Here is a 15,287-nt window from a genome sequence, read left to right on the forward strand (position 1 = left end):
GCTGCTTATATTTAGCAGTTTTTTTCGTCTTCATACATATGTAAAACTTCTTTTGCACGTATACGTAAACCATCTATCAATTCTTTCGGTTCTAAAACTCTTGCATCTTTTCCAAGTCTATAAAATAAAGGGGTAATAAAGTTAATTTCACCTTTATCAATTGTTGAATGTATATATCCTGTCCCGTCTTCGTTTACTACCACGAGTTCTTCAAGGTAAGGAACGCTTTTACATTGGCGCACGCCTTCAGTCGTTAATAAAACATGTAACTGGGTAGGAATATGCACTACGTTAGAGCTAGAGGCAAACCATTCTTCTAAATTCATGAACGTATCTTTATTTTCTTCTGTTGATAATATAGAAAGAATACGATCAACGCGATACAGTAATACTTTTTTTCTACTGAAGTCATAGGATGGTAAGTACCATAGCCCGTCATGAGCATATACACCGATAGGGTGAACATGTTTTGTTTTTATTCCCGATTTAGATTCGTATTGAAAGTGTAAATTTTTATTTTCAATAGCCGCAGTTAACACTTCGTTTAAAAGTGGTGTCTCAATTGTTCTCTTTGGATTCCAAAAAGTGATATAAGAACGTATTTTATCAACTTTCGCTTTCGCATCATGTTGTAGAGAACTATACAGTTTATGTGTAACGGAATTGATTTCTGCGTTGAAGGGCAAGTCTCGGTAGTAGCTTAAAGATTGAAATGCAAAAAAGATGGATACTGCTTCTTCTTCCGTAAATAAAATAGGCGGTATGACTCTATTCGTTAATACTTTATAGCCTCCGTTACGACCTTGTTCTGCGTAAATGGGTAATCCCATATCACTTAAATCTAAAATGTATCTATGGACAGTACGAACGGAAATATTAAATTCATCAGCTATTTCCTGAGCTGTAAATGTTTTTTGGGCAGAAGCAAATATAAGAATATCTAATAAGCGTTTAGCTTTTGACAAATGTATCACCTTTTTTCTTTTTAACATGACATAAATTATCATGTTTTATTGTTAGTATATTGTTTACATCATAATGTTATCAAGATGAGATGCAAGGAGGAGAAGAGATGTCACGTGAAATTGTTTTATTTATAGCCGCCAGTTTGGATGGATATATTGCGAAAGAAGATGATGATTTACAGTGGTTAATGGAAACGGAAGGAGAGGGAGATAACGGTTATACAGAAATGTATGAAACGATTGATACAATAATCATGGGAAAAAGAACGTACGATTATGTAGTAGAGCATACGGAAACATTCCCGTATGTAGGTAAAAAATGTTATGTTTTTTCTAACTCAGAAAAAAGTTCAAACGGACATGTAGAGTTTGTAAATGAAGATGTAGTGGAGTTTATAAAAAGGTTAAAAGCACAAGAAGGATCTAAAATATGGATGGTCGGTGGAGGGAGTTTATTAAGAGAGTTCTTTAAGAATAATCTAATTGATGAATATGTTGTCACGATTACACCGCATATATTAGGTTCTGGAGTTCCTTTATTTCAAGACAAGAATCCAGAAATTAATTTAACTTTAACGGATACGAAACGTTTTGGACAATTTGTAAATTTATATTATAAAGTAAAATGATAAAGAAACACGACTACTATCAGTAGTCGTGTTTTTGTATAGATGGCAATGAAATGATAAAGCAAGACCCATGATCGACTTCGCTCGTTACAGTAATATTCCCGCCGTGTAGTTCTACAATTTCTTTCACGATAGATAGTCCTAAACCAGTTCCGCCTGTAGCTCGTGATCTTGCTTTATCAACTCGATAAAAACGGTCGAAAATGTGAGGGAGGTCTTCAGGCGGAATACCTTCGCCTTCATCTTCAATTGTAATGGAAATACGTTTATGTTCTTCTGTAACAGAAATATTTATATGGGAATGCTCTTGTGAATGTCTATAAGCGTTATTTAAAATGTTTACTACAACTTGTTCAAATCGCTGTTCATCTAAGTTTATTAGCAGTGTAGGAGGACAAGAGAAAGAAACTTTAATGTATCTTTCTTTATACATGGCATTTACTTTTTCGGCTATGCGAGTAAGGAAGGTGTGTAAATATACTTCCTTTACTTGAATAGAAAAGTTATGTTGTTCCATTTGTGCAAGTGAAAATAAATCTTGAACTAAGTTCGTAATATAATCAGACTCATCTTTTATAATAGATAAATATCGCAAACGTTGCTCAGGAGATGTGTTTTCCTTTAAAGCAATGTCAGCATAACCTCTTACGTATGTTAGCGGTGTTCGTAATTCATGAGCAACACTCGCTAGAAATTCACTTCGCTCTGTTTTCATATAATGTAAATCATTAGCAAGCGTTTGAATAGATGAGGTTAGTTCACCAATTTCATCATTTCGAGTAGTCGTTAATGAAACAGATAAATCGCCTTTACTCATTTTTTCAGTGGCATGTTTCATGTGTAACAATGGCTTTGTTAACAACCGTGATAAGAGAAAGATGGTGATGGCTGTTAATAGAAACGTAATGACTCCGGCAATAATGAATTGTCTTGTTAGCCCGTTAACCATTTCCTCGATCGATTCTGTTCCGAGAAACATATATACGTAGCCTTCTGTTTTTCCTGCTACTATAATGGGGCTAACTGTACATATATAATTAGATGTTTTCCAATGATTTTCTATAATTGCTCCATCATGATCTGTCCGTGTTTGCATCTTTTCAATATGCTTTTTTATCGTAGTATTTATTTCGTTGGATTTAGCTAGCACATCCTTATTGGCATTTGTAATAACGACAGTGGTTTCGGCTTCGGATTCCATTAGGGCAACATGGGAGATTGTTTGCTTATCAAAATACTTTTCAAGAACATCTCGGTGACTATTTCCACGCTTTAATAAAGCTGTCATTTCTTCATTTACTCTATTGTTGACAAGGCTATAATAAAGCAAGACAAATAGAACACTTTCGATTAAAAGTGTAACAATTAAAAAATAAAATCCGAGTTGAATAGATATTCGCTTCATCGTTTTGCTCCTTAATCTAGAGTATCAAGCCATCGATACCCGACTCCGTAAACAGTTTTTAAATGATGATCAATGGGGAAATTTACTTTTCGTAATTTATCACGCAAATTACGAATATGTGAATCGACTGTTCGATCTTCTGTATTTGTATTTAATCCCCAAATTCGTTCAATGAGCTGATCGCGGCTTAACACGTAGTTCACATGACGTAAAAATAACCCGAGTAAAGAGAATTCGATTGGAGTGAGAAGAAGTTCTTCATTATAGACAGAAACGAAATGCTTTGCCTCATCCCATAAAATGCCGTGATATTGGATTTGCGCGTGTTGATTCGTTCGCCTTAAAACAGCTTCAATTCTTGCGAAAAGCTCTTTTTCATGGAAAGGTTTCGTTACGTAATCATCCGCTCCAAGTTTTAACCCTTGGATGATATCTACCGTTTGATCACGAGCTGTTACCATAATGATAGGAACGTTACTAAAGGATCGAATTCTTTCGCACGTTTCCCATCCATCCATCTTTGGCATCATAATATCGAGTAAAACAAATTTGAAATTTCGATTTTCTATATGTGAAATAGCTTCTTCCCCGGACACTGCACATACGCATTTATATCCGATTGGAGTAAGATAAAGCGTTAATAATTCAAGCATTCTCGGCTCATCATCTACGAGTAGTATATCGACCATAGAGTACCTCCGCATTTGTAGTTATTACTTAAATTGTAAGTCAAAATCATGAAGAAATGGTGCAGATTATCATGCATCTGCATAATTTCTTCAGAATTGCTTGTTATTGTAAAGTTGAAATTCCATTTTAGGTAATCATATTGGCTCGAAAACGATTCATATGGAGGCGGTATAGTGAAAAAGATGACCCGAATCTTTGGGATAACAATAATTACAGCAGTTGGTCTTGCTGCATGTGGACAAACGAACACGGATCATAAAAACCATGAATCTAAAGAAGAGAAAAAAACAGAGCAAACGGAAATGAAAATGAATCAGGAGGTAACTGCGCCGAAAGAAATGAACGAAGGTGCATCGAATGATTTATTAACGACAAGTTTAAAAAATGTAACGAGATTAAACACAAACGATCCTTTGCAAATGGCAGTAGTAACTTCGCAAACGATATGGCCAGCAACGCATAAAGAGAATCAGCCAGGCGCTATTATTTTAGTACCAGTAAACGAGTGGCAATTAGGTATTGCGAGTGCGGATCTTATTCACCATCCGAATAACGGGCCGATTTTATTTATAGAAAAAGAAAAGGTACCCGAAGTGACGTTAAAAGAAATAAAACGATTAAATCCGCTCGGAACGAAAGATGGAACACAAATTATGGTGATGGGGGATGTAGGTGAATCTACCCTTGAGCAATTAAAAGAATATAAAGTAAAGCAAATAAAAGAAACGGATCCAGCTACATTTGCTAAAGAAGTGGATAAAGAATATGCCGATATAACAGGAAGCTACCCGAATAGTGTTATTATCGGTTCGTCTGAAGAAGAAGGGCGTTTATACACAACACCAGCTGTAAACTGGATCTCTCATATGCCAGAACCGCTTTTATATACAGAAAAAGATAAGGTGCCAGAAGCGACGATAGAGGCATTAAAGATGAGAAAAGATAAAGCGAATATATATGTATTAGGACCAGAAAAAATCATTTCAAAAGCAGTAGAAAAAGAGTTAAGTAAATACGGGAAAGTAACGCGTATTAGTGGGGAGACTCCAACAGAAAATTCGGTTGCATTTGCGAAGTTTAAAGATGAAAAAACGAAATTTGGCTGGGGGTTCATAAAACCAGGTCACGGTTTATCATTTGTTTCAAGCAAAACACCAGATTTAGCAGTTGCAGGAGCATCATTTTCACATATGGGTAAACACGCACCTGTTGTATTGTTAGAAGAAGGTAAAGCTTCACAACCAGTGTATGACTTCCTCGCTAGTATTCAACCGAAGTTTAAAGATGATCCAACGCTTGGGCCGTATAACCACGGCTTCTTATTAGGACGTACGAGTGATATTTCATTTGAAACACAAGGTATACTGGATGAGAGGTTAGAGATTGTGCAAGAAAGCGGTCAAGGTCACGGTGGACATTAATAAAATGAGCAAAGGCGCTGCTAAGGTAGCGTCTTTTTCTGTAGGAAACTTTTACATAGCAAAAATCTCTCTACTCGTTATATAATAGCCTTCGTGCAGTCGGTCTAGATTTTCTTATGGAGAAAATCAAATGATAAAAGAGTAGAGGAGTGGTATTTTGTTTCAAACGATAAAAAATGATTGGTTCTCCAACGTGAGAGGGGACGTGCTATCAGGAATTGTTGTCGCTTTAGCATTAATTCCTGAAGCGATCGCTTTCTCTGTTATTGCAGGCGTGGACCCGACCGTTGGGTTATACGCAGCCTTTTGTATTGCAGTTACCATTTCATTTGTTGGCGGACGAACTGGGATGATTTCAGCGGCAACAGGTGCAATGGCATTATTAATGGTAACGCTCGTTAAGGATCATGGTTTGCAATACTTATTTGCTACAACAATATTAACCGGTATTGTCCAAATTATTTTTGGCGTGTTCAAACTGAGCTCATTTATGAAGTTTGTACCTAAATCTGTTATGAGTGGGTTTTTAAATTCACTTGGAATTTTAGTTTTTACAGCGCAATTGCCACATTTTAAAAATGCAACTTGGCAAATGTATGCACTTGTCGCATTAGGACTTGCAATTATATATGTATTTCCACGTATTACGACGGCTGTACCGTCTACACTTATTTCTATTATTATTGTGACAAGTATTGCACTTATGAGCGGAGTACAGTTAAAAACAGTCGGGGATATGGGAAGTTTACCGAAAGAATTACCGTTCTTTAGCATGCCTGATGTGCCTTTTACACTTGAGACATTAGGGATTATTTTACCGTACGCAGTTATGCTTGCAATTATCGGTTTACTAGAGTCATTATTAACAGCTTCAGTTTTAGATGATATGACGCATACGGAAAGTAATAAACATAAAGAAGCACGTGGACAAGGTCTTGCAAATATTGTCGCTGGTTTCTTCGGAGGAATGGCAGGCTGTGCAATGATTGGACAATCTGTTATTAATATTAAATCAGGTGGACGCGGTCGTTTATCGACATTTGTAGCAGGCGGGTTTTTAATCGTATTACTATTCGTTTTAGGTGATTATGTCGTTCATATTCCGATGGCAGCTTTAGTTGCAGTTATGATTATGGTTTCAATTGGAACATTTGATTGGAACTCTGTAACAACGATTCATAAAGTACCAAAAGGAAACGCATTTGTTATGATCGTAACAGTTGTGATTGTCTTAATTACACATAATTTAGCATTAGGTGTAATTATCGGAACAGTAATTAGTGCGGTTTTATTTGCATTTAATATGGCAAAGATTCACGTGAAACATTTATATATTGAAAATAAGAAAATATACGAAATTCATGGTCAACTTTTCTTTGCATCTACAGCAGACTTTATAAATAATTTTTCATTCAATGAAGATGTAGAAGAAATTGAGTTGAACTTTACTTATGCGCATATATGGGATGATTCAGCAGTAGCTGCAATTGATAAAGTTATCATGAAGTATGAACAAAGTGGCGTGAAAGTAAGTATAACGGGATTAAATGAACGAAGCTCGAAGATTATTTCAAATTTAGCTACTTATAATAAAAGAATTGCTAGTTAGAAGCCTCCTTTTTAGGGGGCTTTATCCTTTTTGGCAAGAAGACTGAACTCTTTTGTTTCGTTCATAACAATTTTTTGAGGGCGAATGTTTGTTTCTTTTTGTCTTACGATATAATCTGTTGTATATAAGGAGGGAATATATCGTAAAACAACGAAATTGGATAATAAGCATCATTAGGCTACTTGAGCCAAAAGAAATTACGATGAAGACTATGTTCACATTTTGTTCCGTTCAGTTCCAAATATTGATTTGTCAAAAGTAATGAATAATTTTAGTAAACTCTCTAAGAAAGGTGGTGAAAACAATGGTTAGAAAGAAAGCAATGAAAGTATTACGTAAACAAAAGAAAAGAGAAATCATACAACGATTCACTCAGAAACAGAATATCGGACGAGCTTGCTTGACTGCAAAAGAATTTCGCTTACTGCAACGCATGTCACATAGTTCAAAAGCATTGCGAAATGTTGGATTGTACACGATGAAACAAAGTTATTTGAACAATAAAAAGATTGCTACTGTAAAAGAAGTGGACACTGCCATGCAAGCCGATATGAATTACTGGTGCATGCAATCAAACTCTGTTCAAGCGATTCGTAGAGCCTTGTATGTAGAAGTAAAGAGCTTTTTTAAGGCATTGGAAAAGTGGAAAAAAAATCCTGAGAAGTTCACAGGGCGTCCTAAGTTTCCGAATTATTCTCGTTCAACGGACAAGCGAATCATTGAAATCTATCAAGTGCCAAAAGTGGATGATAACGGGTATTGGATGATTCCGATGAATGTTGCATTCAGAAAAAAATTCGGTTCCATTAAAATACGTATGCCTAAAAACTTGAGAAATAAAAAAATCTCCTATATTGAGATTGTACCAAAGCAAAAAGGTCGGTTCTTTGAGGTGCATTACACATATGAAGTGCACGTTTCTCAAATGAAGAAACCATCCACGACTACGAGTAACGCTTTGAGTTGCGATTTAGGTGTAGACAGATTAGTAAGTTGCGTGACAAATACAGGTGATGCATTTTTAATTGATGGGAAAAAATTAAAATCCATTAACCAGTACTTCAACAAAATGGTACGTAATCTCCAGCAAAAAAATATTGAAAATGGAATTTCAAAACGTGTTGTAACGAACAAAATGGCTGCACTTTGGCATAAACGAGAACGACAAATAAATGGTTACATTTCACAAACTGTAGGCCTGTTGTTTAAAAAAGTGAAAGCATGTAACATAGATACTGTTGTCGTAGGGTATAACGCTGGTTGGAAACAAAAATCGGATATGGGAAAAAAGAATAATCAAAAGTTTGTTCAAATCCCATTTCATAAACTGATTGCAGCAATTGAGAATAAATGTGTAAAAGAGGGTATCCGATTTTTAAAGCAAGAAGAAAGCTATACTTCAAAAGCTAGTTTTCTGGATAAAGATTCGATTCCAGTTTGGTCTAAGGATGATGGGACTCATTATCGCTTTAGTGGCAAACGAATCACTCGTGGAATGTATCAAAGTAAATCAGGAACATGTATTCATGCTGATATTAATGGTGCGTTGAATACATTGCAAAAATCAAGAGTTGTAGAATTAGATGAGAATCTTAAAGTGAAAACGCCGATTCTATTAGAAGTACAAAAATGTAAGGCTGTTGCTTCATGCATAGCTTAGTGGGTGCGTCAACCATCCATGTGTACTCGACTTGTCGGGGCTTGTAGCACACGCCGGATTCATCTGAGTGGTGGCTTCTTCCATAAGGAAGAATTGCTCTTTTTCGAAAGGGTGGTGCAAGTGGAAAAACAATCGTTCGTTGCCAGTACCAACCAAAAACATACTTGGGGTGTTACCGTAAGGTGGCATGAATGCTAGAGCGTCAAACTGTCTAGATATAGACGAAAAGACCTAGTGTTCTAACTCAAGCCCCCACTGAAACAATTCATCTCAGTGGGGGAAGTTGACTATATAATACGGGTAGGATAACGAAAAGGGGATTCAGCATATGTACAAACAAATTATATTAGCATGTGACGGTTCTGAACATGCACTTCGAGCAGCGGAACATGCAACATATATTGCGAAATGTAGCGAAGAAACAAATGTTGAAGTTGTGTACGTAGTAGATAATAGAACGGCAAAATCAGATATTATACAAGGTCAAACAGATCTAGAAACAATATCGGCTAGTCGAAAAGATAAATTAAAAGAGATTGAAGGTTTATTAAAGAAAGAGAACATTTCTTATAAAATTACGATATTACATGGCGATCCAGGAGATACGATTGTTCAATATGTAAATACAGGAGACATAGATCTTGTTATCGCTGGAAGTAGAGGATTAAATACACTGCAAGAGATGGTGCTTGGTAGTGTAAGTCATAAAATAGCAAAACGAGTGAAATGCCCGGTGATGATTATTAAATAAATTGAGTGAGATACTCTGTAGTGTAAGCAGGACTTTGATATAATTCAAGGTCCTTTTTGGTGTATAAAAGGGGAAGGTATGGACATACTAGATACATAAGTTTTAGAAAATGTTAACTTACAAATTTGTAAGTTTGTTGTCAGAAAAATCGATGTTATGAAATTTTTCCCATTGGTAAAATAAGAGTATCAAAGGGGAGATAGGGAGGATGGAAGTAATGAAATCATTGCAAAATTTATCATATAGTCAAGGGGTAAGCTTAATTTGTTTAGGCGGATTTGCTGCATCTGTTACGTTAGCTATTTTAATAAAGATGATTCATCAAATCTTTTAATTTTAGAGTAGGGAAGGAATTGGTTGTTATTAATAGCAAGAGAAGGATTATAAATAAAAAATAGCTCCTGGCATGTATCTTAGCGCCAGGAGCTATTTTATTATTTCTCTGTTTCTGCTTTATCGCTTGTTACGCTAACTTTACCCCACTTGTATTGATCTTCTGGTGTATATTTATAATCTTTTACGCGATTATTTACACCTTTTAAGTCGAATTTATAATGAAGTGGAATTAATGGTACTTCGTCATGAACTAATTTTTGCCATTTATCGTAGACATCTTTACGGTACTTTTCATCAGCAGCTTCTGGAGAAATACCTTGTTTTAATAATTCTGTGTTTTTGTCAGTAGCCCAACGTGGGTAATTGAACGCTGCATCTTTAGCCCAAATACCAGAAGGATCTGGGTCAGATCCAGTTCCCCAAGCTGCCGCGAAAAGATCAACTTTTGGATCATCTTTTTTAATCATATCGTAGAATGAGTTAAATTCATGTAAGCGACCATCAAGAAGCTCTACTTTTAGGCCGATGTCTTTCCAAGATTGAATAAAGAATTTTGCAAGTGGTTCACTTACATCGCTACCACTCATTGATAAGAAATTAGCTTTAAATTCTTTACCATTCGGATCTTCACGGAATCCATCTCCGTTCGTATCTTTATAGCCAGCTTCATCTAATAATTTTTTAGCTTTCTCTATATCTTTATCATAGGCACCAGCTTTATTGTTATGATATTTTGGTAGAGATGGTGGGATTGGTGAGTTAGCCGGATAACGTAGGCCGTGATATAATTTTTCACCAATTTCTTTTCGATCGATAGCATACGCCATTGCTTGACGTACACGAACATCTTTAAATTTCTCCTTATCCATTACTACTTCTTCTTTTTCTTTATCCATATGGCCTAATTTAAAACCGATATAGCTATAGTATAAATCAGTTTTACCGACTAATTGTGCATTTTTTAATGTACTTACATTTGGATATTGATCTGCACTTACTTCAGCAATGTCAATATCACCATTTTTTAAGGACGCGTTAACAACGGAAGGGTTAACAACTTTTAAAACCATACTTTTTAGTTTTGGTTTTCCGCCATAATAGTCATCAAAACGTTCAAATTCAACAGCTTCACCTGGCGTGATTTTCTTCACTTTAAAAGGTCCGAAACCAATTGGATTTTTACGGATTTTATCAGATTCTGCTAATTTATCGATTGGTACATCTCCTAAATATTTCTTATGAAGAGGGTATGTCCAAAGTCCAGTTTTCACTGAAGGGTTTGGTGTTTTAAACGTAATCGAAATTGTTTTTGGATCAGTTACCTTTATACCTGAAATTTTTTCAGCTTTTCCATTATGGTAATCTTCCATACCTTCAATCATTTGCATTTGAGTGTCATAGCGCGAACCAGCATATTGTTTGTTACCAATCACTAGATAAGAGTATTCTAAATCCTCAGCAGTAACAGGATTTCCATCATGCCATTTTACATTATCTTTAATTTTTAGTGTAATTGTCTTTTTATCTTTAGAAATTTCATATGTAGCAGCGCCATCATTCGTGTATTCCCAGTTTTCGTCATTTGATAATAAAGATTCATCGAAAATTGTAATGACTTGGTTATCGGGATCTCCTTCATATACAGCGAAATTTAAAAGTCCTTCAAATGGTGTGTTAGAAACAAGACCATATGTTAATGAACCATCTTTAATTTCCTTTTTATCATTTTTAACAGATGCACTAAATTTATTTGTATCTACTTTTTTTGTGCTGCTCGTTTTTTCACTACCACCACTGCCCCCACATGCTGAAAGTAGTAATGTTGAAACTGCAAGTGTACTTAATACTTTGAAAAACTTTGGCTTATTTGTCATTTCTTCCACCCCTTATCCTTTTCTTTGTCTTGCGTCGGCCGAGCGGCGTAGCGCTTGACCAATAAAATTTATACACAGCATCAATGTTAAAATCATGACTGATGCGGGTAACCAAATCCACCATTTTTCTTGTAATACATCTGGATTTCTAGCATAACTAACAAGCGTACCAAGGCTTGGTGTACTTTCTGGTAGACCAAATCCTAAGAAAGTTAGACCAGATTCAATACCGATGTTTCCAGCAAGATTTAATGTAACGCTAACAATGATAATTGAACTTAAGTTAGGTAGTACTTGGAAAAGAATGATTTTCCAGTTTGGTGTTCCTAAAGTTTTAGATGCAGAGACATAATCTAGTTCTTTTTCAGTTAATACTTTTGAGCGAATTAATCTGGCCTTTCCTGTCCATAAGAACACGCTCATAATTAAAATGAAAGTGAAGATATTGAATGTAGGAACAAGTGTAATAAATACAATTACAAGCATTAAAAATGGTAAAACCATAACAAAGTCGATAATGCGCATAATGATATTATCAATAGCTCCTCCAAAATACCCGGCAATTAATCCAATTGAAAGACCAATTAAACAAGAAAGAATAGTAATTGCTAATCCAATTGTAAAGGAGTTACGTGTACCAATAATAAGTTGGCCGAAAATGTCGCGTCCTCCGTAATCTGTTCCTAACCAATGTTCAGCAGAGGGAGGAGCATAAATAGCGAATAAATCAACTCGTACAATATCTTCTTGTTTCATAATAAAAGATGTTGCGTAGACTGCTAGTAATAAGATTGCTAGGAAAATAAGTGAAAACATTGCTAATTTATCTTTACGAAGTTCTCGCCACATAATAGAGAAACCAGAAGGGCTTTTTTCGTAATGAATAACTTCAGTTTGTTTTTCAGGGTTTGCTAACATAACGTCATCTCCTTTCTTTAATCAATACGAATACGTGGATCGACGATGCTTAGAATAATATCTGAAAGGAGAGTTCCAAGTAACGTTGCAAATCCAGTAAACATAACGAGTGCAGTTATTACACTAAAATCACGTTGAGAGATAGATTGTATAAATAGTTGTCCAATTCCTGGATAGCTAAAAATACTTTCTAAAAAGATGGCACCGCCAACTAATCCTGTAATTTCATAGCCTAAGAAGGCTGCAATTGGTAAGAATGAATTTCGTAAAATATGTCTAGAATAGATTTTTGATTCTGGAACACCCTTTGCTCTTACTGTACGCACAAAATCTTTATGTTTCGTATCAATAATTTCGCTTCGTAAATATTGAACCGTACCAACTGTCGCAATTAATGCACCAGATAAAGCTGGTAATAGCATGTGATTCAATTTGCTTAAATAGTAAGCAAATGTACCTGTTGCAACTTGAGGATCTACGCTACCGCCGGTTGGGAATATTGCAAACTTAAATCCGAATAGGAAGAGCATAACTAGTGCAAATATAAATAGTGGTGTAGCAAAACCTAGATAGTTGTAAAGGGTAATGAGTCGATCAGCCCATGTATCATTCCAACGCCCACTTATAACTCCTAGTGGTATGGCAATTAAATAAGTAAGAATAAGAATGACAAGTGCTAAAGATACTGTATTTCCAAGTCGTTCTCCAATTAAATCGGTTACTTTCATTTTATGCGCATAGGAAATACCAAAGTCACCTTGGGCTGCATTTTTAATCCAGCGAACATATTGTGTTGGAACTGGGTCATTTAATCCAAGCTTTTCTCGCTGTTCTTCAATCACTTTTGGATCCGCTTTTGGATTCATTGCTTTGCCAGTTAAGGCATCGCCTGGCATTGCCTTAGCTAGTAGAAAGACAAGTACACTTAACACGAATAATTGCGGGATCATCACTAAAAATCTCCGTAATATAAACTTCCACATGTTTTATCACTCCCTTATGGTAATGCCACCCGGTGCGTTGGCGAGATTGGTTTTAAATCATAAGCCCGACCGTTTTCATTGAAATAATTTTCGTATGACTTCTCGTACTCAGAACTTACTTGTTGACGGAGCTTACGCTGTTGCTCTCTGTTTTCAGGACGAATATCAGGAATTGCTGATATTAGGCGTTTCGTATAAATATGTTGCGGATTATTATAAATTTCTGCACTAGTTGCTTCTTCGACAATGCGCCCGCGATACATAACACCGATACGGTCACACATATGGCGAATTACACCTAAATCATGACTGATAAATAAGTACGTTAGTCCAAGTTCAGATTGTAAATCTTGTAAAAAATTTAAAACCTGCGCTTGTACAGAAACATCTAGTGCTGATACAGGTTCATCAGCGATAATAAGCTTCGGTTTTAATGTAAGAGCGCGTGCAATACCAATCCGCTGCCTTTGCCCGCCGGAAAATTCATGTGGATATTTATAAATTGACTCTGGATTTAGACCAACTTTATCAAGATATTCTTGAACCGCTCTACGTTCTTCATCAGGTGAGAGCTTCTCAAAATTTCGAAGAGGCTCAGCAATAATGTCGAGAACACGTTTCTTCGGATTTAATGATGAATACGGATCTTGGAAAATCATTTGAATATCTTTTCGTTGTTCACGTAGCTCAGAGCGACTTAATTTTGTTAAATCTCTATTATTAAAATGAATGCTACCCTCTGTTGCTTTCGTTAAATGCATAATTGCTTTACCCGTTGTTGATTTGCCACTTCCTGATTCACCAACGATCCCGTATGTTTCACCCGGTTGTAATTCAAAACTTACACCATCGACAGCACGCACGTAATCTAATGTGCGGCCGAAGAAACCACCTTTAATTGGAAAATGTACTTTTAAATCTTCTACTTTAAGCAGTGCCATGAGCTACGTCATCTCCTTTCTTATCTTGGAAGTTGAAATGCTTGTAGCAAGTACAACGTACCCAATGGTCTGGTTTTACTTCATGTAAAATTGGATTTTCCTCGTGTTGATCAGGTCTAATCCATGGAATTCGATCTTGGAAGCGACAACCTGTGCGAGGAAGCTTCGCTAACGAAGGAACGACCCCTTGAATTACATGCAATTTTTCTTTTTCACCATACGCAGATGGAATGGAGTTTAATAGAGAACGAGTATATGGGTGAAGAGGGTTGTTAAAAATTTCTTCAACTTTTCCTGTCTCTACAACTTGTCCGGCGTACATAACGACGATACGATCGGCTGTTTCTGCGACAACACTTAAATCATGAGTAATTAAAATGATGCCCATTTTCGTTTGTTCTTGAATAGATTTTAGTAAGTCTAAAATTTGTGCTTGGATGGTTACGTCAAGAGCTGTTGTTGGCTCATCCGCAATAATGAGTGCTGGGTTACAAGCAATTGCAATTGCGATAACAATTCTTTGTCTCATTCCGCCAGATAATTCGTGTGGGTATTGTTTATATGTAAGTTCTGGTTTTGGAATACCAACTTGATGAAGTAGTTCTAAGGTGCGTTCTTTTTTTTCAACTTTTGAAAGGCTTGTGTGGTAGTCTAAGTTTTCTTCGATTTGTTTTCCAACTGTCATAAGAGGATCGAGTGCTGTAAGAGGTTCTTGGAAAATCATACCGATGTTTGATCCGCGTACTTTATTCATTTCTGCGGTCGACATAGTTAGTAAATCCTTATCTCTATAGTTAAGCTGCCCTTGTAATTTTGTATTTGCTTCATTATGCAATCGCATAATAGAAAGGGCAAGTGCACTTTTTCCGCAACCTGATTCACCAACTATCGCGACAATCTCATTTTCATGGACAGTTAACGAAACGTTATCAACTGCTGCATGATATTGATCTTGTATGCGAAAGGAAGTCTGTAAGTTTTCAATGCGAAGAAGTGGATTCTTCATGGCTATCCCTCCATCTTTTCTGAAAAGACTAAATATTTTGTATGTTGTTGTTATTTTAATATAAATTGACAATGTTTGACAAGCATAAGTTGAGAAAAT

At 36.0% G+C, this 15,287-nt stretch carries 15 protein-coding genes; 7 read left to right on the plus strand and 8 right to left on the minus strand.

What is annotated here, in order from left to right; genetic code table 11:
* Positions 1-11: 11 nt before the first annotated feature.
* The gene (locus tag DN389_RS02235) at positions 12-1,007 is read right to left on the minus strand and encodes a helix-turn-helix transcriptional regulator (protein WP_179955879.1); all 996 of its coding nucleotides are present in this window, start codon (positions 1,005-1,007) and stop codon (positions 12-14) included.
* Positions 1,008-1,072: 65 nt separating this feature from the next.
* Here DN389_RS02235 and DN389_RS02240 point away from each other — a divergent pair, with 65 nt between their 5' ends.
* Entirely contained in the window at positions 1,073-1,594 is a 522-nt protein-coding gene (locus tag DN389_RS02240) for a dihydrofolate reductase family protein (RefSeq protein ID WP_098190753.1), read from the plus strand.
* 19 nt (positions 1,595-1,613) lie between these two features.
* Here the strand turns inward: DN389_RS02240 and DN389_RS02245 are convergent, their stop codons facing one another.
* Entirely contained in the window at positions 1,614-2,999 is a 1,386-nt protein-coding gene (locus tag DN389_RS02245) for a sensor histidine kinase (RefSeq protein ID WP_098190752.1), read from the minus strand.
* A gap of 11 nt (positions 3,000-3,010) precedes the next feature.
* Complete coding sequence (locus DN389_RS02250; RefSeq protein WP_098190751.1) at positions 3,011-3,688, minus strand: response regulator transcription factor; 678 nt, start codon at positions 3,686-3,688, stop codon at positions 3,011-3,013.
* 174 nt (positions 3,689-3,862) lie between these two features.
* Between DN389_RS02250 and DN389_RS02255 the strand changes: the two genes are divergently transcribed.
* The 6 genes from DN389_RS02255 (at position 3,863) to DN389_RS02285 (ending at position 9,464) form a co-directional block, all read left to right on the plus strand.
* Positions 3,863-5,110, plus strand: a complete 1,248-nt coding sequence (locus tag DN389_RS02255; protein ID WP_098190750.1) for a cell wall-binding repeat-containing protein — start codon at positions 3,863-3,865, stop codon at positions 5,108-5,110.
* A gap of 157 nt (positions 5,111-5,267) precedes the next feature.
* Positions 5,268-6,719 carry a SulP family inorganic anion transporter gene (locus DN389_RS02260; protein WP_098190749.1) on the plus strand — a complete coding sequence of 484 codons (1,452 nt, stop codon included), beginning with the start codon at positions 5,268-5,270 and terminating at the stop codon, positions 6,717-6,719.
* A gap of 222 nt (positions 6,720-6,941) precedes the next feature.
* Positions 6,942-7,031 carry a hypothetical protein gene (locus DN389_RS29120; protein WP_327958286.1) on the plus strand — a complete coding sequence of 30 codons (90 nt, stop codon included), beginning with the start codon at positions 6,942-6,944 and terminating at the stop codon, positions 7,029-7,031.
* A complete protein-coding gene (locus tag DN389_RS02270) occupies positions 7,024-8,379 on the plus strand; it encodes an RNA-guided endonuclease TnpB family protein (RefSeq protein WP_098190748.1) in 1,356 nt (451 codons plus the stop codon). Before DN389_RS29120 ends, DN389_RS02270 begins: the two co-directional genes overlap by 8 nt.
* Before the next feature lie 328 nt (positions 8,380-8,707).
* Positions 8,708-9,130, plus strand: a complete 423-nt coding sequence (locus tag DN389_RS02280; RefSeq protein ID WP_000277996.1) for a universal stress protein — start codon at positions 8,708-8,710, stop codon at positions 9,128-9,130.
* 208 nt (positions 9,131-9,338) lie between these two features.
* The gene (locus DN389_RS02285; protein WP_176535877.1) at positions 9,339-9,464 is read left to right on the plus strand and encodes a DUF4027 family protein; all 126 of its coding nucleotides are present in this window, start codon (positions 9,339-9,341) and stop codon (positions 9,462-9,464) included.
* 100 nt (positions 9,465-9,564) lie between these two features.
* Here the strand turns inward: DN389_RS02285 and opp4A are convergent, their stop codons facing one another.
* From opp4A to DN389_RS02310, 5 genes are read right to left on the minus strand one after another with little or no spacing between them, the layout of a single operon-like run.
* Positions 9,565-11,340, minus strand: coding sequence for an oligopeptide ABC transporter substrate-binding protein (gene opp4A, locus DN389_RS02290; protein ID WP_098802710.1), 1,776 nt, complete (start codon positions 11,338-11,340; stop codon positions 9,565-9,567).
* A 12-nt stretch (positions 11,341-11,352) separates the two neighbouring features.
* The gene (locus tag DN389_RS02295; RefSeq protein WP_000880734.1) at positions 11,353-12,258 is read right to left on the minus strand and encodes an ABC transporter permease; all 906 of its coding nucleotides are present in this window, start codon (positions 12,256-12,258) and stop codon (positions 11,353-11,355) included.
* Between the two features lie 17 nt (positions 12,259-12,275).
* Positions 12,276-13,241, minus strand: coding sequence for an oligopeptide ABC transporter permease (opp4B, locus tag DN389_RS02300; RefSeq protein ID WP_033657692.1), 966 nt, complete (start codon positions 13,239-13,241; stop codon positions 12,276-12,278).
* 14 nt (positions 13,242-13,255) lie between these two features.
* Positions 13,256-14,182, minus strand: a complete 927-nt coding sequence (locus DN389_RS02305) for an ABC transporter ATP-binding protein (protein WP_098190746.1) — start codon at positions 14,180-14,182, stop codon at positions 13,256-13,258.
* Entirely contained in the window at positions 14,169-15,188 is a 1,020-nt protein-coding gene (locus tag DN389_RS02310; protein ID WP_000795385.1) for an ABC transporter ATP-binding protein, read from the minus strand. Before DN389_RS02310 ends, DN389_RS02305 begins: the two co-directional genes overlap by 14 nt.
* Positions 15,189-15,287: the final 99 nt, after the last annotated feature.

The organism is Bacillus sp. AY3-1 (genome assembly GCF_008368785.1).
Classification (GTDB): Bacteria; Bacillota; Bacilli; order Bacillales; family Bacillaceae_G; genus Bacillus_A; species Bacillus_A wiedmannii.

Excerpts from the sequence above, each read along its gene's own strand:
- DN389_RS02235 (WP_179955879.1), bottom strand. The coding sequence starts at position 1,007 with ATGATAATTTATGTCATGTTAAAAAGAAAAAAGGTGATACATTTGTCA.
- DN389_RS02240 (WP_098190753.1), top strand. The coding sequence starts at position 1,073 with ATGTCACGTGAAATTGTTTTATTTATAGCCGCCAGTTTGGATGGATAT.
- DN389_RS02245 (WP_098190752.1), bottom strand. The coding sequence starts at position 2,999 with ATGAAGCGAATATCTATTCAACTCGGATTTTATTTTTTAATTGTTACA.
- DN389_RS02250 (WP_098190751.1), bottom strand. The coding sequence starts at position 3,688 with ATGGTCGATATACTACTCGTAGATGATGAGCCGAGAATGCTTGAATTA.
- DN389_RS02270 (WP_098190748.1), top strand. The coding sequence starts at position 7,024 with ATGGTTAGAAAGAAAGCAATGAAAGTATTACGTAAACAAAAGAAAAGA.
- DN389_RS02280 (WP_000277996.1), top strand. The coding sequence starts at position 8,708 with ATGTACAAACAAATTATATTAGCATGTGACGGTTCTGAACATGCACTT.
- DN389_RS02285 (WP_176535877.1), top strand. The coding sequence starts at position 9,339 with ATGGAAGTAATGAAATCATTGCAAAATTTATCATATAGTCAAGGGGTA.
- opp4A (WP_098802710.1), bottom strand. The coding sequence starts at position 11,340 with ATGACAAATAAGCCAAAGTTTTTCAAAGTATTAAGTACACTTGCAGTT.
- DN389_RS02295 (WP_000880734.1), bottom strand. The coding sequence starts at position 12,258 with ATGTTAGCAAACCCTGAAAAACAAACTGAAGTTATTCATTACGAAAAA.
- opp4B (WP_033657692.1), bottom strand. The coding sequence starts at position 13,241 with ATGTGGAAGTTTATATTACGGAGATTTTTAGTGATGATCCCGCAATTA.
- DN389_RS02305 (WP_098190746.1), bottom strand. The coding sequence starts at position 14,182 with ATGGCACTGCTTAAAGTAGAAGATTTAAAAGTACATTTTCCAATTAAA.
- DN389_RS02310 (WP_000795385.1), bottom strand. The coding sequence starts at position 15,188 with ATGAAGAATCCACTTCTTCGCATTGAAAACTTACAGACTTCCTTTCGC.